The 23,910-nt window shown below is 73.1% G+C and carries 18 protein-coding genes and 1 tRNA gene; 9 read left to right on the forward strand and 10 right to left on the reverse strand.

The window, feature by feature from the left end; genetic code table 11:
* Nucleotides 1-45 precede the first annotated feature (45 nt).
* From FB380_RS20040 to FB380_RS20070, 7 genes are all read left to right on the forward strand, one after another.
* Nucleotides 46-453, forward strand: coding sequence for a PaaI family thioesterase (locus FB380_RS20040; protein ID WP_166757024.1), 408 nt, complete (start codon nucleotides 46-48; stop codon nucleotides 451-453).
* Between the two features lie 298 nt (nucleotides 454-751).
* Nucleotides 752-2,005 carry a branched-chain amino acid ABC transporter permease gene (locus FB380_RS20045; RefSeq protein WP_229682174.1) on the forward strand — a complete coding sequence of 418 codons (1,254 nt, stop codon included), beginning with the start codon at nucleotides 752-754 and terminating at the stop codon, nucleotides 2,003-2,005.
* Nucleotides 2,006-2,008: 3 nt separating this feature from the next.
* The gene (locus tag FB380_RS20050) at nucleotides 2,009-3,007 is read left to right on the forward strand and encodes a branched-chain amino acid ABC transporter permease (protein ID WP_166757025.1); all 999 of its coding nucleotides are present in this window, start codon (nucleotides 2,009-2,011) and stop codon (nucleotides 3,005-3,007) included.
* The gene (locus FB380_RS20055; protein ID WP_166757026.1) at nucleotides 2,997-4,034 is read left to right on the forward strand and encodes an ABC transporter ATP-binding protein; all 1,038 of its coding nucleotides are present in this window, start codon (nucleotides 2,997-2,999) and stop codon (nucleotides 4,032-4,034) included. Before FB380_RS20050 ends, FB380_RS20055 begins: the two co-directional genes overlap by 11 nt.
* A 5-nt stretch (nucleotides 4,035-4,039) precedes the next feature.
* A complete protein-coding gene (locus tag FB380_RS20060; RefSeq protein WP_229682175.1) occupies nucleotides 4,040-4,918 on the forward strand; it encodes an ABC transporter ATP-binding protein in 879 nt (292 codons plus the stop codon).
* 100 nt (nucleotides 4,919-5,018) lie between these two features.
* Nucleotides 5,019-5,342 (forward strand): hypothetical protein, encoded by a 324-nt coding sequence (locus tag FB380_RS20065; RefSeq protein ID WP_166757027.1) that lies wholly within the window; start codon nucleotides 5,019-5,021, stop codon nucleotides 5,340-5,342.
* Nucleotides 5,339-5,764, forward strand: coding sequence for a DUF1772 domain-containing protein (locus tag FB380_RS20070; protein WP_166757028.1), 426 nt, complete (start codon nucleotides 5,339-5,341; stop codon nucleotides 5,762-5,764). The genes FB380_RS20065 and FB380_RS20070 overlap by 4 nt, the downstream gene beginning before the upstream one ends.
* Before the next feature lie 129 nt (nucleotides 5,765-5,893).
* Here the strand turns inward: FB380_RS20070 and FB380_RS20075 are convergent, their stop codons facing one another.
* Both FB380_RS20075 and FB380_RS20080 read right to left on the reverse strand, forming a co-directional pair.
* Nucleotides 5,894-7,219: an ABC transporter substrate-binding protein gene (locus FB380_RS20075; protein WP_166757029.1), complete on the reverse strand. Its 1,326-nt coding sequence runs from the start codon at nucleotides 7,217-7,219 to the stop codon at nucleotides 5,894-5,896.
* A gap of 225 nt (nucleotides 7,220-7,444) precedes the next feature.
* Complete coding sequence (locus tag FB380_RS20080; protein ID WP_166757030.1) at nucleotides 7,445-8,065, reverse strand: ANTAR domain-containing response regulator; 621 nt, start codon at nucleotides 8,063-8,065, stop codon at nucleotides 7,445-7,447.
* A 68-nt stretch (nucleotides 8,066-8,133) separates the two neighbouring features.
* Between FB380_RS20080 and FB380_RS20085 the strand changes: the two genes are divergently transcribed.
* Together FB380_RS20085 and FB380_RS20090 are read left to right on the forward strand one after the other, a co-directional pair.
* Nucleotides 8,134-8,207, forward strand: a tRNA-Leu gene (locus FB380_RS20085).
* A 166-nt stretch (nucleotides 8,208-8,373) separates the two neighbouring features.
* On the forward strand, nucleotides 8,374-10,458 hold the full coding sequence (locus FB380_RS20090; protein WP_229682176.1) for an aminotransferase class V-fold PLP-dependent enzyme: 2,085 nt from the start codon (nucleotides 8,374-8,376) through the stop codon (nucleotides 10,456-10,458).
* Nucleotides 10,459-10,536: 78 nt separating this feature from the next.
* On the opposite strand, the gene FB380_RS20095 is transcribed toward FB380_RS20090, so the two are convergent.
* From FB380_RS20095 to trpC, 8 genes are all read right to left on the reverse strand, one after another.
* Nucleotides 10,537-11,424, reverse strand: coding sequence for an acyl-CoA thioesterase (locus FB380_RS20095; RefSeq protein ID WP_229682177.1), 888 nt, complete (start codon nucleotides 11,422-11,424; stop codon nucleotides 10,537-10,539).
* Complete coding sequence (gene pyk, locus FB380_RS20100) at nucleotides 11,421-12,836, reverse strand: pyruvate kinase (RefSeq protein WP_166757031.1); 1,416 nt, start codon at nucleotides 12,834-12,836, stop codon at nucleotides 11,421-11,423. Before pyk ends, FB380_RS20095 begins: the two co-directional genes overlap by 4 nt.
* A 155-nt stretch (nucleotides 12,837-12,991) precedes the next feature.
* Complete coding sequence (locus FB380_RS20105) at nucleotides 12,992-14,476, reverse strand: glutamate synthase subunit beta (protein ID WP_166757032.1); 1,485 nt, start codon at nucleotides 14,474-14,476, stop codon at nucleotides 12,992-12,994.
* Complete coding sequence (gltB, locus tag FB380_RS20110) at nucleotides 14,469-19,166, reverse strand: glutamate synthase large subunit (RefSeq protein ID WP_208383710.1); 4,698 nt, start codon at nucleotides 19,164-19,166, stop codon at nucleotides 14,469-14,471. The genes FB380_RS20105 and gltB overlap by 8 nt, the downstream gene beginning before the upstream one ends.
* A 402-nt stretch (nucleotides 19,167-19,568) precedes the next feature.
* Nucleotides 19,569-20,690 carry a prolipoprotein diacylglyceryl transferase gene (gene lgt, locus FB380_RS20115; RefSeq protein WP_166757033.1) on the reverse strand — a complete coding sequence of 374 codons (1,122 nt, stop codon included), beginning with the start codon at nucleotides 20,688-20,690 and terminating at the stop codon, nucleotides 19,569-19,571.
* Complete coding sequence (trpA, locus tag FB380_RS20120) at nucleotides 20,687-21,487, reverse strand: tryptophan synthase subunit alpha (RefSeq protein WP_166757034.1); 801 nt, start codon at nucleotides 21,485-21,487, stop codon at nucleotides 20,687-20,689. Before trpA ends, lgt begins: the two co-directional genes overlap by 4 nt.
* Nucleotides 21,484-22,899 carry a tryptophan synthase subunit beta gene (gene trpB, locus FB380_RS20125; RefSeq protein ID WP_166757035.1) on the reverse strand — a complete coding sequence of 472 codons (1,416 nt, stop codon included), beginning with the start codon at nucleotides 22,897-22,899 and terminating at the stop codon, nucleotides 21,484-21,486. The genes trpA and trpB overlap by 4 nt, the downstream gene beginning before the upstream one ends.
* Nucleotides 22,900-23,017: 118 nt before the next feature.
* A complete protein-coding gene (gene trpC, locus FB380_RS20130) occupies nucleotides 23,018-23,827 on the reverse strand; it encodes an indole-3-glycerol phosphate synthase TrpC (RefSeq protein WP_166757036.1) in 810 nt (269 codons plus the stop codon).
* Between the last annotated feature and the right edge of the window lie 83 nt (nucleotides 23,828-23,910).

Here is a 23,910-nt window from a genome sequence, read left to right on the forward strand (position 1 = left end):
GGGCACACGAGCCGACCACGGACCGCCGGTGGCTACGGTGCGCGGATGACGACCGCGCGTCCGGACTGGCTGCCGTCCGACACCCAGGGGCCCCTGGACGACAAGCTCGGTATCCGGATCACCGACTTCACCCCCGAGCGGCTGGTGGCGACCATGCCGGTCGCCGGGAACGAACAGCCCTTCGGCCTGCTGCACGGCGGGGCCACCTGCGCCCTGGCCGAGAGCATCGGGTCCTGGGCGGCGATGCTGCACGCCGGGCCCGGCGGCACCGTGGTCGGCATCGAGCTGAACGCCAGCTACCTGCGCGCCGCCACCTCCGGCCTGGTGACCGCCGTCTGCACGCCGGTCCGGCGCGGCCGCACGCTGGCGACCTTCCTCATCTCGGTCAGCGACGAGGCCGGCCGTCCGACGGCCAGCGCACGCCTCACCTGCCTGATCCGCCCCGCCCGCTGAACCCGCGCCCGCACCTCCGCGGCCAGCCGATCGGCGACGACGGCGGCGCGACACGTCGCTCCCCGACTACCCGCGAGTAGCACATCGGCGTGTCGCAGAAGGGTCACAGTGTGTCCCAGCAGGTCGATGCCCGTAACGCGAGTGGGTTACTGTCCCGCCTCACATTCAACGGCTGGGAGGTCGAGTGACGCACGCGCCCCACCGTGCCGCGAGGTACGGGGAACGCAGCTCCACCCGGGAGGACCGGTCCGCATCCCGGCGGAGCGAGCGCCGGCGGCGCCGCACCCACCGCCCCCTGGTGCTGGCCCTGCTCATCGCCGCCTTCGGGATGGCCTTCGCGACCCTCGTGCCCGGCATCGCCTCCGCGGCGGAGGCCGGCGAGCAGGTCCGCGGCACGCTGCAGACCAGCCTGAGCGGCCCGATCGAAGGGGTCACCGTCGAGGTGGCCACGCCCGACGGCGACACCGTGGACACCGTCCAGACCGACGAGGACGGCCGGTGGGAGGTCGACCTGCCCGGCCCCGGCCAGTACGTCGTCAGCGTCGACCCCGACGACCTGCCAGAGGGTGTGGTGGTCAACGGCGAGCCCAGCCGCACCGTCACCGTCGACGCGGGGCGGGCGCAGCCGGTCAACATCGGCCTCAACGACGGCAGCCGCAACGACGGGGGCGGCACCATCCGGGCCGTCCAGCTGTTCGTCGACGGCCTGCGCTTCGGGCTCCTGATCGCCATGGCGGCGGTCGGCCTGTCGCTCATCTACGGCACCACCGGGCTGACCAACTTCGCCCACGGTGAGCTGGTCACCATCGGCGCCATCGCCGCCTGGTACATCAACGTGCAGGGCGGGGTCCCGCTCATCCCGGCCGCCTTGCTGGCCATGGTGGTCGGCGGCGTCATCGGTGCCCTCAACGAGCTGGCCATCTGGCGGCCGCTGCGGCGCCGCGGCACCGGGCTCATCGCGGCGCTCGTCGTCTCGATCGGGCTCTCCCTGGCGCTGCGCTACAGCTACCAGATCTTCTACGGCGGGTTCTCCAACCCCTACGCCGACTACCAGGGTCAGCGGGCCAGGAGCTACGGCCTGTTCACCCTGCAGGACCGGGACATCGCCTCGATCGTCATCGCGGTCGTCGTGCTGGTCCTGGTGGCGCTCATGCTGCAGCGCACCAAGATCGGCAAGGCCATGCGCGCGGTGTCGGACAACCGGGACCTGGCGGCGTCCTCCGGGATCGACGTCAACCGGGTCGTCCTCTTCGTGTGGGTGCTCGGCGGTGCGCTCGCCGCGCTCGGCGGGGTGCTCCTCGGTCTCTCCGACCAGGTCCAGTGGGACATGGGCTTCCGGCTGCTGCTGCTGATGTTCGCCGGGGTCACCCTCGGTGGGCTCGGGACCGCCTACGGCGCCCTGCTCGGCAGCCTGATCGTCGGCGTCTTCGTGCAGATGTCCACCCTCGTCATCCCGAATGACATGAAGTACGTCGGAGGGCTGCTCCTCTTGATCGTCATCCTCGTCGTCCGTCCCCAGGGCATCCTGGGCAGCCGCGCCAGGATCGGCTGACCGATGGCCGACCTCCTCAACGCGTTCGCGATCGCGGGCAAGGCGTTCTTCGGGTTCCAGGCGATCTTCTTCGCCCTGCTCGCCATCGGCATCAACGTGCACTTCGGGTACACGGGCCTGCTCAACTTCGGCCAGATCGCCTTCGCCATGCTCGGCGGCTTCGGCATCGCCATCTCGGTGAGCCAGTGGGGGCTGCCCTTCTGGGTCGGGGTGCTCGTCGGGGTCCTCGCCGCCGTCGTGCTCGCCCTCCTGCTGGGCCTGCCCACGCTGCGCCTGCGGGCCGACTACCTCGCCATCGTCACCATCGCCACCGCCGAGGGGCTGAGACTGGTCTTCCGATCGGTCTCCGCCACCCCGGTCACCGGTGGCACCCGCGGGCTGTCGGCGTTCAACCGCGACTTCATCGCCCTGGCCCCCTGGGACACCGCCCGCCGGTACGACCTGCTGGGCACCACCTGGAGCGGCGGCGAACTCTGGGTCTGCACGGTCGGGTGGATCCTGGTGGCGCTGTGCTCGCTGCTGGTCTGGGCGCTCATGCGCTCCCCCTGGGGCCGGGTGGTGAAGGCCATCCGGGAGGACGAGGACGCCGTCCGCTCGCTGGGCAAGAACGTCTACGCCTACAAGATGCAGGCGCTGGTCCTCGGCGGGATCTTCGGCGCCTTCGGCGGCATGGTCTACGCCGTCGGCACCGGGTCGGCCATCCCCGACCAGTACCAGAACGCCAACACCTTCCTGGCCTACGCGGCGCTGATCCTCGGTGGCGCCGCACGGGTGCTCGGCCCGGTCATCGGGTCCATGCTGCTGCTGTTCATCCTGCAGTTCGCCGACACCGGGCTGCGCTCGCTGATCGCCAACGGGGTCATCCCCTCGGAGCTGCTCTCCTCCACCGACGTCGCGCAGCTGCGCTACGTGCTGGTCGGGATCGGGCTCATGCTGTTGTTGGTGTTCCGGCCCCAGGGCATCTTCGGTGACCGACGAGAGGTGATGCTCGATGCCCGCTGACCCCGCTCCCCACGGCGCGCACGCCGCACGGCCCGACGGGACCCCCGGCACGACGCCGCTGGCCGGCGCCACCCGCGCCGAGCCCCGGCGGGAGGCCCAGGCCGCCCTCCGCGACGTCCCCTGGGAGGTCGGCGTCGCCAAGCCCGACCCGGCGATCGTCGTCGACCACGTCACCCGCACCTTCGGTGGGCTCACCGCGGTGTCCGTCGACCACCTGGAGATCCAGCGCGGTGGCATCACCGGGCTGATCGGGCCCAACGGTGCGGGCAAGACGACGCTGTTCAACCTGCTCACCGGGTTCGACCAGCCCAACACCGGCACCTGGTCGTTCAACGGCCGCGAGCTGGGCAAGCTCAGCCCGCACCAGGTCGCCCGGCTCGGCGTCGTCCGCACCTTCCAGCTGACCAAGGCGCTGTCCCGGCTCACCGTGCTGCAGAACATGCTGCTCGGCGCCCAGGGGCAGTCCGGGGAGAGCTTCCTGCGGGCCCTCGTGCCGGGGACCTGGCGCGCCCAGGAGAAGGCCAACACCGAACGCGCGATGGACCTGCTCCGGCGGTTCAAGCTCGACGCCAAGAAGGACGACTTCGCCGGCAGCCTGTCCGGTGGTCAGCGCAAGCTGCTCGAGATGGCCCGAGCACTGATGAGCGAGCCGCAGGTGGTGATGCTCGACGAGCCGATGGCCGGGGTGAACCCGGCGCTGACCCAGAGCCTGCTGGGCCACGTCAAGGACCTCCGCGAGGAGGGCATGACGGTCATCTTCGTCGAGCACGACATGGACGTCGTCCGGGACATCAGCGACTGGGTGGTCGTCATGGCCGCCGGCAAGGTCATCGCCGAAGGCGCACCGGACTCCATCAGCCAGAACAAGGCCGTGGTCGACGCCTACCTCGGCGCGCACCACGACGCCCCCCTGACCGAGGACGAGGAAGACCGCTTCCTCGCCGAGGACCAGGCGGCCGCGCGGGCGCAGCGCGAGGACGTCATCAGCTCCGACCAGGGCCGCCGCACGAGGAGGGCAGGACGATGACTGGCATGGACACACCGGGTCCGCCGGAGGACCGGAGGTTCTCCGTGCCGGAGTCCGAGCAGGACCGGCCGGTCGCCGACGACCCCGGCCCCGGCACCGCGGTGGCCATGTCCCCGGCGGAGAAGGCGGCCACCCGGGAGGAGCACCAGCGTCTCGCCGAGGGCGCGCTGGTGCGCGCCGACAACCTGGTGGCCGGCTACGTCCCCGGGGTCAACATCCTCAACGGCACCGACTTCTACCTCGCCGACGGCGAGCTGGTCGGCATCATCGGACCCAACGGCGCCGGCAAGTCCACGCTGCTCAAGGCGCTGTTCGGGTTGATCCCGGTGCGGTCCGGCGCGGTGACGCTGCGCGGCGAGGACATCACGTCCGCCCCGGCCCACCGGCTGGTCTCGCTCGGCGTCGGCTACGTCCCGCAGAACAACAACGTGTTCCCCTCTCTCACCATCGAGGAGAACATGCAGATGGGCGTCTACCTGCGGCCCAAGACGTTCAAGGAGCGGTTCGACTACGTCGCCGAGCTGTTCCCGCTGCTAGGCGACCGTCGCAAGGGCAAGGCCGGCGCCCTCTCCGGTGGTGAGCGGCAGATGGTGGCCATGGGCCGTGCGCTGATGATGGACCCCTCCGTGCTGCTGCTGGACGAGCCCTCCGCGGGCCTCTCCCCGGTGCTGCAGGACGAGGTGTTCATCCGCTGCCGGCGGATCAACGCCACCGGCGTCTCGATCATCATGGTCGAGCAGAACGCCCGCCGGTGCCTGCAGATCTGCCACCGGGGCTACGTGCTCGACCAGGGCCGAAACGCCTACACCGACTCGGGCAAGTCGCTGATGAACGACCCGAAGGTGATCGAGCTCTACCTGGGGACCCTCGCCAAGGCCCAGTGACCCCGCTCGCCGCTCCGCACGACGGCGCCGTTCCCTGCCGGGGAGCGGCGCCGTCGTGCGTCCGCGGGCAGCGCCGGCCAGCGGCGGCGAGACTGGGCCGGTGCCCGACCGCGCCGCGCTGCTGACCCGCTACCGCGAGCTGGTGCTGGACGTGCTCCCCGCCCGGGCCCGCGCGGAGGGCTGGGTGGTGACCGCGGACCACTGCTTCGGCCGCATCGTGCTCGACCACGCGGTCGGGAGGCGCTGGTACGACGTCCTGGACCGCCGCCGCTCCCCCGCCTTCGCGCAGCTGGACGACGACCAGCTGACCACCGCCGTCCGCCTCGCCGAGGCCATGGCCGCCCAGGGCGACCCGCTGGTGCGCCGGCTGGACGAGCAGAGCCTCGCCTGGCGCGGGAAGCGACCCAAGGCCGCGCGCGGGTGAGCGAGGCGCTGCCGCTCGTCCACCTGGCCCTGGTGGCGGCCTACGCGGGCCTGCAGTGGACGGTGCGCGGGCTGGTCTACCCGCAGTTCCCCGCCGTCCCGACCGAGGCGTTCCGGGACTTCCACGCCCGGCACTCCCGGCTGATCAGCCGGCTGGTCGGACCACTGTTCGCCGGTCAGGCGGTGACGACGGGCTGGCTGCTCACCGGCGTGGCCGGGGCCCCGTGGCCGCCCGTGGTGCTCTCGGCCGGGGCGCTGGCGGGCGTGCTGCTGCTCACGGCGCTGGGTGCGGTGCCGCTGCACCGGCAGCTGGGCCGCGGCTTCTCCGTCGACGTCCACCGCCGTCTCGTCCGGGTGGACACGGCCCGGACCGCCGCCGCGACCGGGAACGTGCTGGCAGCCGGGTGGCTGGCGTTCGGCTGACCGAGCGGCCGGGCGTGCGCCGGGACACGCGGACAGCACTGCGGCCCGGCACCTCGAGGGTGCCGGGCCGCAGCCTGGAACGGTGGAACGGGATCAGCGCCGTGGGGTCACGGCACCTCGTGCCTCAGCTCAGCGCTGGGGCCCGATGCCCTGGGCGTTGAGGCCCTGGATGATCCGCGAGGACTCCTCGAACCCGATGACCACGACGGCGTCGGGGTTGAAGTCGACCATCTGCTGGACCTCGGAGTCGAAGTTCGCCGCCTGCGGGTCGTAGGTGACGTACTGGATGCTGTCCTCGGACAGACCGCCGGCGATCAGGTTGTCCCGGGTGTTCTCGGCCAGACCGGTGCCGTACGGGTCGTTGATCGCCAGGATGCCGACGGTGTTGTTGCCGTCCTCGGCGATCAGGTCGGCCAGCGCGCGGGCCTGCAGGGTGTCCGGGGGCGCGGTGCGGAAGTACAGCCCGTTGTCGTTGTACTCGGTGAACTGGTCGGAGGTGTTCGCCGGCGAGATCTGCAGGACACCGGCACCGGTGATGGTGTCGATGACCGTGAGGCTCACCCCGGACGACGCGGCACCGACGATGGCGTCGACGTTGGACTGCAGCAGCCGGTCGACCGTCTGGGTGGCGGTGTCGGTCGAGGCGTCACCGGAGTCACCCTCGACGAGCTGCACCGGCTGGCCGAGCACGCCACCGGCCTCGTTGACCTCGTTGATCGCGAGCTGAGCGCCGGCGACCTCGGGCGGGCCGAGGAAGGCCAGGTTCCCGGTCAGCGGCAGCAGCGTGCCGATCACCAGCGGGTCGCCCGTGGCGCCCGGCGCGGCGTAGGCCGGGCCCTCGTCGGTGGCGGCGTTGGCCTCGTCGCCGGCGATGACGAAGTCAGTCGCCGCGTCGTCGAGGGCGTTGTCCTCGCCGAACTGCAGGATCCCGAAGCTGGCCTGGGCCGGCTCCCCGGCCTCGGCGAAGCTCAGCGGGCCGCTGACGCCGTCGTAGTCGACGTTGCCGCCGGCGTTGATGATCTCCACGCAGGCGGAGAAGCTGTCGCAGGTCTCGCCGCCGAAGGTGAGGCCGTTGAGGTAGGGCGCGAAGACGGTGGCGTCGCTGCTGCCGGCGGCCTGGGCCGCCAGGGCGGTCAAGATGACGGCGTCGTAGGTCTCACCCGCGTAGTTGTAGTCCTGCAGCTCCGGGTCGACCGCGAGCAGGCGGTCGGTGAAGTCGCCGGACAGCTCGGTCAGCGGCGTCGTGCCGCGCATCCCGGCCAGCGCACCCTCGTCGGAGAAGTCCTCACCGAGGGCGTTGCCCATGTTGCCGTCGGTGCCGTAGACGTTGACCTGCTTCTCGCCGCTCGCCGCGTCGTCGGTCCCGCCGCCCTCGTCGCTGCCGCCACAGGCGGTCAGCGCGAGGAGGGCAGCACCGGAGAGGGCGGTCGCGCGGGCGAACGTGCCTGTGCGCATCAAGGAACTCCCAGTGAGGTGTGTGCTCCACGCTCCCCCGCAGGCCTCATCACCTGTCGGGGAGCCGATCAGTGCGGAGAACCTAACTGCCCGCCGGGTGCGCGGAACCACCCTCGACTGCACCGTGATGAGGTCGTGACCTGCACGTTGCGCAGTCGCCACACCGTCGGCGCGCGCGACACACCGGCGCAACGCGCCGGGAACAGGACGCCCCGGCGCCGCCGGTCAGGAGCCGGCGGGAGCGGCGGGGTTGGTCTCGCCGGTCGGCTCGGAGTCGGTCTCGAGGATCGCCTGGGCCAGGGCCCTCATCGACGTGCGCTCGTTCATCGCCGTCCGCTGGATCCAGCGGAACGCCTCGGCCTCGGTCATGCCCCGCTCGGACATGAGCCGCCCCTTGGCCCGCTCGACGACCTTGCGGGCCTCCAGGCGCTCCTTGAGGTCGCTCACCTCGGCGTCCAGCGCGTGCATCTCCTGGAAGCGGCCGACCGCGACCTCGATGGCGGGCACCAGGTCGTTCTTGGAGAACGGCTTGACCAGGTAGGCCATCGCACCGGCGTCGCGGGCGCGCTCGACGAGCTCGCGCTGGCTGAAGGCCGTCAGCACGATCACCGGCGCGATGCGCGCAGCAGCGATCTGCTCGGCCGCGGCCAGGCCGTCGAGGACGGGCATCTGGACGTCGAGGACGACGAGGTCCGGGCGCAGCAGCTGCGCCTGCTCGACGGCGGCCTGGCCGTCGCCGACCTCGGCGACGACGACGTAGCCCTCCTCCTCCAGCATCTCCTTGAGGTCGAGGCGGATGAGGGCCTCGTCCTCAGCGATGAGGACCCGGGTCGGTGCGTTGGTCACCAGGTGATCCTATCGGCCGCGGCGGGCCACACCTCGCCAGATACGCTGCTGCTCACCCGGTTGAGCTGGCCCCCGTACCCCAATCGGCAGAGGGAGCGGATTCAAAACCCGCGCAGTGTGCGTTCGAGTCGCACCGGGGGCACTCCAGGACCAGCACGACGTAGGACGGGTCACCGCCCGCGCAGACTGCGTCCGAGCCGCAGCCGGGGCCCACCACCCGGCACCACACGAGTCCGCCTGACCGGCCAGGAGCACCCGCCCGGTGAGGCCACCGGGACCCCGTCGGCACCGGCGCCTATGTTGGCCCCGTGACCGGCCACATGACCCCTGAGGAGTTCCGCCAGCACGGCCACGAGGTCGTCGACTGGATCGCCGACTACTGGGCCGGCATCGCCGCGCACCCGGTCCGGTCGCAGGTCTCCCCCGGCGACGTCCGGGCCATGCTGCCGGCGACCGCACCCGAGCAGGGGGAGCCGGTCTCCGCCGTGCTGGCCGACCTCGAGCGCGTCGTGCTCCCCGGCGTGACGCACTGGCAGCACCCCGGCTTCTTCGGGTACTTCCCGGCCAACACCTCCGGCCCCTCGGTGCTCGGCGACCTGCTCTCCGCCGGCCTCGGCGTGCAGGGCATGTCCTGGGTGACCAGCCCGGCCGCCACCGAGCTCGAGCAGCACGTCATGGACTGGTTCGCCGACCTCCTCGGCCTGCCGGCCTCCTTCCGGACCACCGGCACCGGCGGCGGCGTGGTGCAGGACTCCAGCTCCGGCGCCAACCTGGTGGCGCTGCTGGCCGCGCTGCACCGGGTGAGCAAGGGGGCGACGCTGCGCCAGGGGGTCCGCCCCGAGGACTTCACCGTCTACGTCTCGGCCGAGACGCACAGCTCGATGGAGAAGGCCGCCCGGATCGCCGGGCTGGGCACCGACTCGATCCGGGTCGTCGAGGTCGACGCCGAGCTGGCCATGAGCCCCCGGGCGCTCGAGCAGCGGCTGGAGCGCGACGTGGCCCGCGGGTTCGTCCCGGTGCTGATCTGCGCCACCATCGGGACGACGTCGACGACCGCGATCGACCCGCTGGCCGAACTCGGCCCCATCTGCCAGCGCTTCGGCGCGTGGCTGCACGTCGACGCCGCCTACGCCGGGGTCAGCGCCGTCGTCCCCGAGCTGCGCCCGCTGCAGGCCGGCGTCGAGTGGGCCGACAGCTACACGACCGACGCGCACAAGTGGCTGCTCACCGGCTTCGACGCGACGCTGTTCTGGGTCGCCGACCGGGCCGCGCTCACCGGGGCCCTGTCGATCCTCCCCGAGTACCTGCGCAACGCCGCCACCGACACCGGCGCGGTCGTCGACTACCGCGACTGGCAGATCGAGCTGGGCCGCCGGTTCCGGGCGCTGAAGCTGTGGTTCGTGGTCCGCTGGTACGGCGCCGAGGGGCTGCGGGAGCACATCCGCAGCCACGTCGCGCTGGCCCAGGAGCTGGCCGGCTGGGCGCGCGCCGACGACCGGTTCGACGTCGTCGCGCCGCACCCGCTGTCGCTTGTCTGCCTGCAGCCGCGCTGGGCACGCGGCGTGGACGCCGACGTCGCGACCATGACGTTGCTGGACCGGCTCAACGACGGCGGCGAGGTCTTCCTGACGCACACCACCGTCGCCGGCCGGGCGGTGCTGCGGGTGGCCATCGGCGCGCCGGCGACCACCCGGGCCCACGTCGAGCGGCTGTGGACGCTGCTGCGGGAGGGCCACGACTGGCTGGCCAACGACTTCGCCGAGCAGCAGGCCGAGCAGCGGGCCCGCGAGGTGGCCGAGCGCCAGGCCGCCGCGGAGAAGGCCGCCGCCGAGGCGGCCGCCGCAGAGCAGGCTGCCGCCGAGCAGGCTGCTGGGGAGCTGGCTGCCGCCGCAGAGCGGGCGGCTGCGGAGCAGGCCGCAGCCGATGGAGCAGCCGGCGACCAGGCGGCGGAACCGGCCGCCGAGCCGGCGGACGCGCCCAGCGGAGCCGGGTCCGCAGCCCCGCATGTGGCACCAGCCACCGAGCCAGGGTCCGGAGCCGCACAGGAGGCCCCGACCGACGAGGGCTCGACCGGAGAGGCCTCGCCCGGCGAGCCTCCGACCGACGACGCAGCACCTGCCGACGCAGCGACCGGCGAAGGCACGACCGGCGACCCAGCGGCCGCCGAGGCGCCGAACAACGAGGACTCGGTCGGCTATGCCGCGGCCTCCGAGGGGCCGACCGGCAACAGCACGACCGACGAGACAGCGGCCGCCGAGGCAGCGACCGGCGAGGGCACGACCGGCGACACCCCCACCGTCGAGACGCCCGCTGCCTGGGACGAGACGGCAGCGCAGGCGAGCGCGCAGACCGACCTCGCCGCACCGGTGGAGTCCAGCGACCCGGCCAGGTGACCCGGCGGCGGTCGTGCGCTCAGCGGGGTGCCGGGGAACCGGTCACCCAGGTGGGCGCACGACCGTGACGGGCCGGGCTCAGCCGAGGGAGCGGATGAGGCCCTCCTGGGCGACGGTGGCCACGTGCGTGCCGTCGGCCGACCAGATCTGCCCGAAGCACAGCGCCCGCCCGCTCGCGGCGGCCGGGCTGTCGGTCTCGTAGAGGAACCACTCGTCGGCGCGCACCGGCCGGTGGAACCAGACGGCGTGGTCCAGGCTGGCGCCCACGATCGAGCCGCTCCAGCCGCCGCCGTTGCGGGCCAGCCCGGCCGAGAGCAGGGTCAGGTCGCTGACGAAGGTCAGCGCCGCGGCGTGCACGGCGTCGTCGTCGGGGAGCCGGCCGGCCACCCGGAACCAGACCCGGAACGCGGTGTCCGGGGGCAGCCGCGGCTGCGGGTCGAACGGGTCGGCGAGGTACCGCTGCTCCACCGCGCGGCCGATCGCCGCGGATGCGGCCCCCTGCTTCGGGTGCGCCGCGGTGACCTCGGCCAGCCCGGGCAGGCCCTCGGGCCCGGGCACGTCGGGCATCGGCAGGGAGTGCTCGACGACGGCCCGCTCCCCCGCGGTGAAGTCGGCGGTCAGCGCGAAGATCGCGACGTCGGAGCCCTTGCGGGTCTGCCGGGCCACGACCCGCCGGGTGCTGAAGGAGCGCCCCTCGCGGATGCGGTCGACCTCGTAGCGGATCTCCTCGTGCGGGTCGCCGGGGCGGAGGAAGTACGAGTGCAGCGAGTGCACCACCCGCCCCGGCGCCACCGTCGCGTTCGCAGCGGTCAGGGCCTGGGCGGCGACCTGACCCCCGAAGATGCGCTGCAGCGGCGTGCTGGGGGTCTGGCCGACGTAGACGTCCGGGCCGCGCTCCTCCAGGTCCAGGACGACCATCAGCTCCGCAGCCGGGGTCTCCCCCGGCTGCGCGACCCCGGCCGTCACGCCTCGGTCCCCACCTCGTGCACCCGCACCAGGTTGGTGGAGCCCGCGGTGTTCGGCGGGCTCCCGGCGACGATGACGACCTTGTCGCCCTCCTTCAGCCGGCCGATGGACAGCAGCGAGAAGTCGACCTGCCCGACCATGTCGTCGGTGTGGGTCACCTCCGGCACCAGGAAGGTCTCCACACCCCAGGAGAGCGCCAGCCGGCTGCGGACCGCCGGGTCGGTGGTGAAGGCGAGGATCGGCAGCCGGGTGTGCAGCGCGGCGAGCAGCTGCGCGGTCTTGCCGGTCAGCGTGAAGGCGGCCAGGGCCGAGACGTCGAGGGCCTCACCGATGTCCTTGGCGGCCCGCACGATCGCGCCGGACCGCTGGCGCGGCGGCACGAGCAGCTCGGGCACCCGCACGGCGTCGGACTCGACCGCGTCGATGATCCGCTCCATCGTCTTGACCGCGACGACGGGGAACTTGCCCACCGAGGTCTCCCCCGAGAGCATCACCGCGTCCGCGCCGTCCAGCACGGCGTTGGCGACGTCGGAGGCCTCGGCCCGGGTGGGCCGGGAGGCGCTGATCATCGACTCGAGCATCTGGGTCGCGACGATGACCGGCTTGTTCCGCTCGCGGGCGACCTGCACCGCGCGCTTCTGCACCAGCGGCACCTGCTCCAGCGGCAGCTCGACACCCAGGTCGCCGCGGGCCACCATGACGCCGTCGAAGGCCTCGACGATCGCCTCGAGGTTCTCGACCGCCTCCGGCTTCTCCAGCTTGGCGATCACCGGCACCTCGACGTCCTCCTGGCGCATGATCTCGCGCACCAGCTCGACGTCGCGAGCGTGCCGGACGAAAGACAGCGCGATGAAGTCGACGCCCAGGGAGAGCGCGAAGCGCAGGTCCTCGGCGTCCTTGTCCGACAGCGCCGGGACGCTGACGGCGACGCCGGGCAGGGACAGGCCCTTGTTGTTGGAGACCTGACCGCCCTCGAGCACCAGGCACCACACGTCGGGGCCGTCGACCTCGACCACGGTCAGGGCGAGCTTGCCGTCGTCGACCAGGAGCCGGTCACCGACCCGCACGTCGTTGGCGAGGTCCTTGTAGGTGGTGGAGACCCGCTCGGGGGTGCCCGGGACGTCCTCGACGGTCACGCACACCCGGCTGCCGGTCGACCAGGTGACCGGGCCGTCGACGAACGTGCCCAGCCGGATCTTGGGGCCCTGCAGGTCGGCCAGGATGGCGACGGCGCGACCGACCTTGTCGGAGGCCTCGCGCACGAGCCGGTAGGCCGTCTCGTGGTCGGCGTGCTTCCCGTGGCTGAAGTTGAGGCGGGCGACGTCCATGCCGGCCTCGACGAGGGCGGTGATCTGGTCCAGGGAACCGGTCGCCGGGCCCAGCGTGCAGACGATCTTCGCGCGACGAGACATGAGGCAAAACTAGTCGCCCCCCGGGCGGGCACAGCGGACCGGGTCCGTCGTGTCCCCCCGAGGGGCAGCAGTCGTTCAAGACGTCCTGACGTGCTGGAACGCCCTCCGCAGGCCCGCGGCGTGCGTTGCACGTCGTGGGGGGCGAGGGCCCTCCGTCAGCGCAGCGGGACGGCGTCCGGGGTGACCGGCCGGGGCAGCATCGAGTTGCCGGTCAGCCAGGTGTCGACGGCGGCGGCCGCGGCGCGCCCCTCGGCGATGGCCCAGACGATCAGCGACTGCCCGCGGCCCATGTCCCCGGCCACGAACACCCCGGGGACGCTGGACATGTACTCGGCGTCCCGGGCCACCCGCCCGCGCTCGTCGACGCCGCAGCCCAGCTCCTCGACCAGCCCGGTGGTCTCCGGCCCGGTGTACCCCAGCGCCAGCAGCACCAGGTCGGCCGGCAGCTCCTGGGTGCTGCCCGGCTTGGGCCGGCGCTGGCCGTCCACGATCTCGATCTCGACGACCTCGATCGCCCGGACCCGGCCCTGCTCGTCGGCGAGGAACGCCTCGGTGTTGACGGCGAACAACCGCTCGCCGCCCTCCTCGTGCGCCGGGGAGACGCGCAGGATCATCTCGTAGGTCGGCCAGGGGTTGTCCTCGGGCCGGGTGCCCGAGGGCGCCGGCTTGTAGTCCAGCTGCGCCACCGAGGCCGCACCCTGCCGGTGGGCGGTGCCCAGGCAGTCGGCGCCGGTGTCACCGCCGCCGATGATGACCACGTTCTTGCCCTTGGCCGACAGCGGCGGGTCCTCGAGCTCGCCGAGCGCCTGGCGGTTGCCGTGCGGCAGGTACTCCATGGCGAAGTGCACGCCGTCCAGCTCCCGGCCCGGCAGGGGCAGGTCACGCGCCACCGGGGTGCCGATCGCCAGCACGACGGCGTCGTGCTCGGCCTGCAGCTGCTCGGTGGTCAGGCTGCCCGCGCTGCCGCCGACGGTGACGTCGGTGACGAACCGGGTGCCCTCGGCGCGCATCTGGTCCAGCCGCCGGTCGAGGTGGCGCTTCTCCATCTTGAACTCGGGGATGCCGTAGCGGATCAGCCCGCCGATCCGGTCGTCCCGCTCGTAGACGGTGACCTCGCGACCGGCCCGGGTGAGCTGCTGGGCGGCGGCCAGGCCGGCCGGCCCGGAGCCGATGACGGCGACCTTCTTGCCGGTGAGCTCGGCCGGCGGCTGCGGGGTGACCCAGCCGTTGACGAACGCCTGGTCGATGATCTCCCACTCGATCTGCTTGATCGTGACCGGCGCGTTCTCCAGGTTCAGCACGCACGCCGACTCGCACGGCGCGGGGCACAGCTTCCCGGTGAACTCGGGGAAGTTGTTCGTCGCGTGCAGCCGCTCGATCGCCTCCTGCCAGTCGTCCCGGCGGGCGAGGTCGTTCCACTCCGGGATTAGGTTGCCCAGCGGGCAGCCGTGGTGGCAGAAGGGGATGCCGCAGTCCATGCAGCGCGCCGCCTGGTCGCGGACCGCCTGCACCGGGAAGACGGCGTCCTCACCCGTGTCCCGGGTCAGGTACACCTCCTTCCAGTCCAGCAGGCGCAGGTCGACCGGCCGCCGCGGCGGCATCTGCCGGTCGAACCTCAGGAACCCGGTGCTGTCAACCACGAGCTGCCTCCATCACGGCTCGGTCCACGTCGTACCCCGCGGCCTCGGCGGCCCGCCGGGCCTCCATGGCACGCCGGTAGTCACGCGGCATGATCACGCTGAAACGCCCCGACCAGCGGCCCCAGTCGGCCAGCAGGCTGGTCGCGACGGCCGAGTCGGTGGCCTCGCGGTAGCGCTCGAGGACGTCGCGCAGCCAGGCCGAGCCCTGCCCGTCCAGCGCCTCGACGTCCACCATCTCGGTGTTGACCCGGTGCCGGGCGAGGTCCAGCACGTAGCCGATCCCGCCGGACATGCCCGCGGCGATGTTGCGCCCGGTCGGCCCGAGGATCACCGCGGTGCCGCCGGTCATGTACTCCAGCGCGTGGTCACCGACGCCCTCGACGACGGCCAGCGCCCCGGAGTTGCGGACGCAGAACCGTTCGCCCACCCGGCCGCGCAGGAACACCTCGCCGGCGGTGGCGCCGTAGCCGATCACGTTGCCGGCGATGACGTTGTCCTCGGCGGCGAAGCTCGCCTCCGGCGCCGGGCGGACGACGATCCGGCCACCGGACAGCCCCTTGCCGACGTAGTCGTTGGCGTCACCCACGAGCGTCATGCTGATCCCGCGCGGCAGGAACGCCCCGAAGGACTGACCCGCCGACCCGGTGAAGGTGAGGTCGATCGTGCCGTCGGGCAGGCCCTCGCCGCCGAACCGCCGGGTGACCATCGAGCCCAGCATCGTGCCGACGGTGCGGTTCACGTTGCGCACCGGCAGCTCCAGGTGCACCGGGCGGGCGTCGAGCAGGGCGCCCTCGCACAGCTGGATCAGCGTCTGGTCCAGGGCGACGTCCAGCCCGTGGTCCTGGTCGCGGACCTTGCGCCGCGGCGTGCCCTCGGGCAGCTCCGGCACGGCCAGGATCGGCCGCAGGTCCAGCCCGGAGGCCTTCCAGTGGTCCACGGCCGGCGTGACGTCGAGCAGTTCGGCGTGGCCCACGGCCTCGTCGATGGAGCGGAAGCCCAGCTCGGCGAGGTAGCCGCGCACCTGCTCGGCCAGGAACTCGAAGTAGGTCACCACGAACTCGGCCTTGCCGGTGAACCGCTTGCGCAGCTCCGGGTTCTGGGTGGCGATGCCGACCGGGCAGGTGTCCAGGTGGCAGACGCGCATCATCACGCAGCCCTCGACCACCAGCGGTGCGGTGGCGAAGCCGAACTCCTCGGCCCCGAGCAGTGCGGCGACGATGACGTCCCGGCCGGTCTTCATCTGCCCGTCGACCTGCACCACGATCCGGTCGCGCAGCCCGTTGGCCAGCAGCGTCTGCTGCGTCTCGGCCAGCCCGATCTCCCAGGGGATGCCGGCGTGCTTGAGCGAGGTCAGCGGCGCCGCACCGGTGCCGCCATCGAAGCCGGAGACCAGGACGACGTCGGCCTTGGCCTTGCTGACCCCGGCCGCGACCGTGCCGATCCCGGACTCCGCGACCAGCTTGACGTGCACCCGCGCCTCGTCGTTGGCGTTCTTGAGGTCGTGGATGAGCTGCTTGAGGTCCTCGATCGAGTAGATGTCGTGGTGCGGCGGCGGGCTGATCAGGCCGACGCCGGGCGTGGAGTGCCGGGTGCGGGCCACCCACGGGTAGACCTTGCTGCCCGGCAGCTGACCGCCCTCACCGGGCTTGGCGCCCTGGGCCATCTTGATCTGGATGTCGTCGGCGTTGACCAGGTACTCGCTGGTGACGCCGAACCGCCCGCTGGCCACCTGCTTGATCGAGGAGCGGCGCAGGTCGCCGTTGGGGTCGGCGGTGAAGCGGTCGGGGTCCTCCCCGCCCTCGCCGGTGTTCGACCGGCCACCCAGCCGGTTCATCGCGATCGCCAGCGTCTCGTGCGCCTCGGCGGAGATGGAGCCGTAGCTCATCGCACCGGTCTGGAAGCGCTTGACGATCTCGCTGACCGGCTCGACCTCCTCCAGCGGGACGGCGGGCCGCTCACCGGTCTTGAGGGCGAACAGGCCACGCAGCGTGGCCGCGTCGGCCGAGAGCCCGTCGACGGTGTCGGTGTACCGCTGGAAGACGTCGTACTGCCGGGACCTGGTGGCGTGCTGGAGCAGGAACACCGTCTCGGGGTTGAACAGGTGCACCTCGCCCTCGCGGCGCCACTGGTACTCCCCGCCGGTCTCCAGCCGCCGGTGCGCCTTCTCGGTCGGGTTGCTCGGGTAGGCGAGGCGGTGCCGCATCACCACCTCCTCGGCGAGCACGTCGAGCCCGACGCCGTCGAGGGTGGCCGACGTCCCGGTGAAGTACTCGTCGACGACGGCCTTGGACAGGCCGACCGTCTCGAAGATCTGCGCCATCGTGTACGAGCCGACGGTGCTGATGCCCATCTTGCTCATCACCTTCAGCACGCCCTTGCCCATGGCCTTGACCACGTTGCGGACGGCCTGGGCGGGCTGCACGCCGGTGAGCGTGCCGGTGCGGATGAGGTCCTCGACGCTCTCGAACGCCAGGTAGGGGTTCACCGCGGCGGCGCCGTAGCCCAGCAGCAGTGCGACGTGGTGCACCTCGCGGCAGTCGCCGGACTCCACGACCAGGCCGACCTGCATGCGGGTGCGCTCGCGCACCAGGTGGTGGTGCACCGCGGCGGTCATCAGCAGCGACGGGATGGGGGCGCGCTTCTCGTCGCAGTCGCGGTCGGAGAGCACGATGACCCGCGCGCCGGCGGCGATCGCCTTGCTGACCTTGGTGCGCAGGTCCTGGACCGCCTGGGCCAGCGCCTCGCCCCCGCCGGCGACGTCGAAGTGGCCGGTGATCCGGACGGCGGCGAAACCGGGCAGGTCGCCGTCGTCGTCGATGTGCAGGATCTTGGCCAGCTCGTCGTTGTCGATGACCGGGTAGGGCAGGAACAGCTGCCGGCAGGAGGCCGGGGTGGCGTCGAGCAGGTTCTGCTCGGGACCGAAGGTGCGCCCCAGGCTGGTGACCAGCTCCTCCCGGATGGCGTCCAGCGGCGGGTTGGTGACCTGGGCGAACAGCTGGGTGAAGTAGTCGTAGAGCTGACGCGAGCGCTCCGACAGCGAGGCGATCGGGGTGTCGGTGCCCATCGAGCCGATCGGCTCGGCGCCGCTGGCGGCCATCGGCTGCACCAGGATGCGCAGCTCCTCCTCGGTGTAGCCGAAGAGCATCTGGCGCCGGACGACGGACTCGTGACTGGGCCGGGAGCGACGGCGCTCGGGCAGCTGCGGGAGGTGCACCTGCCCGGCGTGCAGCCAGTCGTCGTAGGGCTCGGCGGTGGCCAGGGCGCCCTTGACCTCCTCGTCGGAGACGATCCGGCCGGCGGCGGTGTCGACGAGGAACATCCGGCCCGGCTGCAGCCGGCCCTTGGCGACCACGTCGGCGGCCGGGATGTCGAGCACGCCGGCCTCGCTGGCCAGCACGACCAGGTCGTCCTTCGTGCGCCACCAGCGACCCGGGCGCAGTCCGTTGCGGTCCAGCACCGCGCCGATCAGGCTGCCGTCGGTGAACGCGACGCAGGCGGGCCCGTCCCAGGGCTCCATGATCGAGGAGTGGAACCGGTAGAAGGCGCGGCGGGCCGCGTCCATCTCGTCGTGGTTCTCCCACGCCTCGGGGATCATCATCAGCACCGCGTGCGGCAGTGAGCGCCCCGACAGGTGCAGCAGCTCGAGCACCTCGTCGAAGGTCGCCGAGTCGCTGAAGTCGCTGGCGGTGACCGGGAAGATCCGCTCCAGGCCCAGCTCGCTCGCCGGGCCGGCCGGGCCGTCGAACAGCCCGGTCTCCAGCTTGGCCTCGCGGGCCCGCATCCGGTTCCGGTTGCCCTTGATGGTGTTGATCTCGCCGTTGTGGGCGATGAACCGGAACGGGTGCGCCAGCGGCCAGCTGGGGAAGGTGTTGGTGGAGAACCGGCTGTGCACCAGCGCGATCGCCGACTCGTACCGCTCGTCGGTCAGGTCGGGGAAGAACGCCGGCAGCTGGTCGGTGGTCAGCATGCCCTTGTAGGTGATCGTCCGGGAGGACAGCGAGGCGATGTAGCAGCTCGTGCCGGCGTCCCGGGCGGCGCGCTCGACCCGCTTGCGCAGCACGAAGGCGCGACGCTCCAGCCGGGTCACCCCGTGCGGGGCGGCGGTGCCGCCGAAGGCGCGGGAGTCGGCGCGGGCACCGATGGTCTCGGCGACGAACAGCTGGGCGAAGTGCGGCATGACCCGCCGGGCGGTGGGCCCGAGGTCGGCGGCGTCCGGGTCGACCGGCAGCTCACGCCAGCCCAGGACGGTCAGGCCCTCCTCGGCGGCGAGCCCGGCGACGGCGTCGACGACGGAGGCCCGCTCGGTCTCGTCGCTGGGGAGGAAGGCGATGCCGACGGCGTACTCGCCCAGCGGCGGCAGGTCGAAGTCGACGCTCGCCCGCAGCAGCCCGTCGGGGACCTGGGTGAGGATCCCGGCCCCGTCACCGGAGTTGGGCTCGGAACCCGCGGCACCCCGGTGGTCGAGGTTGTGCAGCGCGGTGAGCCCGGCCGCGACGATCGTCCGGGAACGGCGGCCCCGGGCGTCGGCGACGAAGGCGACACCACAGGCGTCGTGCTCGTTCGCCGGGTCGTAGAGCCCGGAGGCGGCCGGCAGCGCGGAGAAGGGCACCGCCGGTGCGGCTGGCGGCGTGGCCGGCACGGATGCGGCCGGGGACGGCGTTCCCGCGGAGGGGGCGGCGAGGTCAGACATGTCACTCCCGTCGTCGGCTGGCCGCGGCGCCGGCCGCACCGCCCGGGGGTCCGGGTCGGCGGGTGGCGCTGGTGCGGGGGGTCGCAGACCCCGCCGGGTGGTCAGAGCGGGTGGGTGGTGCAGGGAGGACCGGGGAGGGTCCGACGAGTGGGGCAGCGGAGGCCGGCGGACACGGTACGTCGATCCGGCTCCGTGGGCCCGCGCACCCGCGGGGGCGGGTGGCCGCGGGATGGTCGTGCGCGGGGCAGCGCTGGCCCGGTCCGACGTCGCCGGCCGGCCCAGGATCACTGGTCGGCCGAGGTCGAGCGTACACAGCGGGGACATGAGCGCGACATGTCGACCAGGTGTCGGGAAAGTCTCCGCCGGCCGCGCCGGACGCCGGCCGACGCGGCCGCGACCGGGTCAGCCGGCCGGGGGCGAGCCACCCTCGTCGGTCCGGGCGCCGGTCCGGCCCTCGACCACCTCGCCGGTGGCCTTCTCGCCAGCCGGCTCCCCCGCCGCGCCGCTCGCGGCCGTGGCACCCGAGGCCGTGGCACCTGCGCCGCCGGTGGCCGCACCGCCGGTGCCCGCACCGCCGGTGCCCGCACCGCCGGTGCCCGCGCTGCCGGTGGCCGTCGCGGGAGCCGACGCCGCAGCGGGGACGCCCTCGCCGGCCTTCTCCGCGCCGCGGGTGATCACCTCACGGGGCCTGCCACGGTTGACGATCATGTACGCGACGGCCAGCAGGCCGACGATGACCGAGGTGAACACGTTGAGCCGCAGCCCGAGGAACTGCTCGGCGGTGTCGATCCGGAGCATCTCGATCCACACCCGACCGGCGCAGTAGGCGGCCACGTAGAGCGCGAAGGCCCGCCCGTGGGAGAGCCGGTAGCGGCGGTCGGCCCAGATGACCAGGGCCGCGACACCGACGTTCCACAGCAGCTCGTACAGGAACGTGGGGTGGAAGGTGCCCAGCACCAGCGGCTCGCCGTCCGGGCCGGTGAGCGCCTGACCGGCGGAGGCGTCCCAGCGGTAGATCGTCAGCGCCCACGGGAGGTCGGTGGCGCTGCCGTAGAGCTCGTTGTTGAACCAGTTGCCCAGCCGGCCCACCGCCTGGGCGAGCACGATGCCCGGGGCGATGGCGTCAGCCCAGGCCGGCAGCGGGATGCCCCGCCGCCGGCAGCCGATCCACGCACCGACCCCACCGAGCGCGATGGCACCCCAGATGCCGAGGCCGCCCTCCCAGATGGCGAAGGCCCGGACCGGGTCGCCACCCTCGCCGAAGTAGGGCTCCGGGGTGGTGATCACGTGGTAGATCCGGCCACCGACGATGCCGAAGGGCACCGCCCAGACGGCGATGTCCAGCACGTCGCCCGGGGCGCCACCGCGGGCCACCCAGCGCCGTTCACCCAGCCAGCAGGCCAGCACGATGCCGGCGATGATGCACAGCGCGTAGGCGCGCAGCGGGAACGGCCCGATCTCCCAGACCCCCTGGGTGGGGCTGGGGATCGAGGCGAGGACGGCGGCGTCCGCCAGCAGGGTCATGCCCGTACCTCCGCACGACGGACGCCCTCGGCGAGCTCGGCGGACAGGGCCCGCACGCCCTCGGTGCCGAGGCCGTCGAGCAGCCGCCGGACGTAGGCGGACCCGACGATCACCCCGTCGGCGAACCCGGCGACCTCGGCCGCCTGGTCACCGGTGGAGACCCCCAGGCCGACGCACACCGGGGGCTCGCCGGCGGCCGCCCGGGTGCGGGCGACCAGCCGCTCCGCGGCGTCCCCGACGGTGGCCCGGCTGCCGGTGACGCCCATCGTGGAGGCGGCGTAGACGAAGCCCCGGCAGGCGGCGACGGTGGCGGCCAGCCGGGCGTCGGTGGACGACGGCGCGACCAGGAAGACCCGGTCCAGCCCGACCCGGTCGCTGGCGGCCAGCCACGCACCGGCCTCGTCGGGGATGAGGTCGGGGGTGATGGCGCCGGCGCCGCCGGCCGCGGCCAGGTCGTCGGCGAACCGGTCGACCCCGTAGCGCTCGATGGGGTTCCAGTAGCTCATCACCACCGGCACCGCGCCGGCGGCGGCGACCGCGGCGACGGCGCGCAGCACGTCGGCCATGCCGACCCCGGCCCGGACGGCGACGTCGACGGCCTCCTGGATCACCGGCCCGTCCATCCCCGGGTCGGAGTACGGGACCCCGATCTCGACGACGTCGGCCCCACCGTCCACCGCCGCGACCATGGCCGCGATGGAAGTGTCGACGTCGGGGTAGCCCACCGGCAGGTAGGCGATCAGCGCCGCCCGCCCCTCGGCCTGCGCCGCGGCGATCCGCTCCTGCAGCGCGCTCATGCCTGCTCCCCCGCGTCCTGCCCGGCCACGGCCCGGCCGTTGCTGACCGCGCCCTCGGTGGTGTGCTGGTCGGTGTCCATCCCCGGCCCGGGCTCCGCGCCCCGGCCGGCCTCGACCGCCCGCTCGTCGGAGTCGGTCGGCGCCGTCCGGTCGGCGAGGTCGAACCAGGCGCTGGCGGTCTCGACGTCCTTGTCCCCGCGGCCGGAGAGGTTCACCAGCAGCACCGGGACCTCGTCCCCCTCGCTCCGCTGCGCCGCCAGCTCCCGGCCGACGACCATCGCGCCGGCCAGCGCGTGCGCCGACTCGATCGCCGGGATGATCCCCTCGGTGCGGCACAGCAGGGCGAAGGCCTCCATCGCCTCGGCGTCGGTGACCGGCCGGTACTCCGCGCGCCCGATGTCGTGCAGGAAGGCGTGCTCGGGGCCGACACCCGGGTAGTCCAGGCCGGCGGAGATGGAGTGCGACTCCACGGTCTGCCCGTTGTCGTCCTGCAGCAGGTAGGAGCGCGCGCCGTGCAGCACCCCGGGGTCTCCCCCGGTGATGGTGGCCGCGTGCCGGCCGGTGTCCACGCCGTCCCCGCCGGCCTCCAGGCCGACCAGCCGGACGGCCTCGTCGGGCACGAAGGCGGTGAAGATGCCGATCGCGTTGGACCCGCCACCGACGCAGGCCAGGACGACGTCGGGCAGCCGCTGCTCCCGCTCGAGCAGCTGGGCCCGCGCCTCGTCGCCGATCACCCGCTGGAAGTCCCGCACCATCATCGGGAACGGGTGCGGGCCGGCGACGGTGCCGAAGACGTAGTTCGTCGTCTCCACGTTCGTCACCCAGTCGCGGAACGCCTCGTTGATCGCGTCCTTGAGCGTGCGCGAGCCGGTGGTCACCGGGATCACCTCGGCGCCCAGCAGCCGCATCCGGGCGACGTTGAGCGCCTGGCGGCGGGTGTCCTCCTCGCCCATGTAGACGGTGCAGGACAGCCCCATGAGGGCGGCAGCCGTGGCGGTGGCGACCCCGTGCTGGCCGGCGCCGGTCTCGGCGATGACCCGGGTCTTGCCGATCCGCTTGGTGAGCAGGGCCTGGCCGAGCACGTTGTTGATCTTGTGCGAGCCGGTGTGGTTGAGGTCCTCGCGCTTGAGCAGCACCCGCACGCCACCGCAGTGCTCGGCGAACTTCGGCACCTCGGTGACCGGGCTGGGCCGGCCGGTGTAGTCGCGCTGCAGGCGGGCGAACTCGTCGAGGAAGGCGGGGTCGACCCGCATCGTCTCGTAGGCCGCGGTCAGCTCGTCCAGCGCGGCGATCAGCGCCTCCGGGACGAACCGGCCGCCGAAGACACCGAAGTGCCCCGTGGCGTCCGGCCACTCCGCGGACGCCGTGGCGTCGGGGACGTCAGGGGCCGGGGCGTGCGCGGAGAGGGTCATGCCCCCAAGCGTAGGGACCTCTCCGCCCTCGGCCGCCCGCAGGCTCGCGGCGGGCCCGCTGGCCCTCCTGCAGGGTCCCACCGTGAGCCTGCGAACGGTGGGGCAGGAGGGCCCTTCCTCAGCGGCTGGTGCGGGGGGTCGCCGGGTGGGACCCGGCGGTGACCAGGTCGGCGACCGCCTGGCGCGGGTCGCCGGCGGTGACCAGGCCCTCACCGACCAGCACGGCATCGGCGCCCGCCCCGGCGTAGCTGATCAGGTCGTGCGGGCCGCGCACGCCGGACTCGGCGATCTTGACGACCTCGCTGGGCAGGCCGGGGGCGATCCGCTCGAAGGTGGAGCGGTCGACCGACAGGGTGGTCAGGTCGCGGGCGTTGACGCCGATCACCGAGGCGCCGGCGGCGAGCGCGCGGTCGGCCTCGGCCTCGCTGTGCACCTCGACCAGGGCGGTCATGCCGAGGGACTCGATCCGCTCGAGCAGGCCGATGAGCACCGGCTGGTCGAGTGCGGCCACGATGAGCAGGACCAGGTCGGCACCGTGCGCCCGGGCCTCGTGCACCTGGTAGCTGCTGACCACGAAGTCCTTGTTGAGCACCGGCACCTCGACAGCGGCCCGGACGGCGGCCAGGTCGGCGTGCGACCCGCCGAACCGGCGGCCCTCGGTCAGCACGCTGATCACCCGCGCGCCGCCGGCGGCGTACTGGGCGGCGAGTGCGGCCGGGTCGGCGATGGCGGCGAGGTCGCCCTTGCTCGGGCTGCGCCGCTTGACCTCGGCGATCACGCCGACGCCCGGGGCCCGGAGGGCGGCGAGGGCGTCCAGGGCGGGCCTGGCGTCGCGGGCCGCGGCCTGGACCTCGGTCAGCGGGGTGGTGGCCTGACGGGCAGCGACGTCCTCGCGGACACCGGCGACGATCTCGTCGAGGACGCTCATGACCCCTCCTCGGACCTCTCAGGATGTGGCACCGGACCGGCCCCCACCACTCGGACCGCGCGGATCACTCTAGAGACGGCTCA

The sequence above is a fragment of the Modestobacter marinus genome, assembly GCF_011758655.1.
GTDB lineage: Bacteria > Actinomycetota > Actinomycetes > Mycobacteriales > Geodermatophilaceae > Modestobacter > Modestobacter marinus.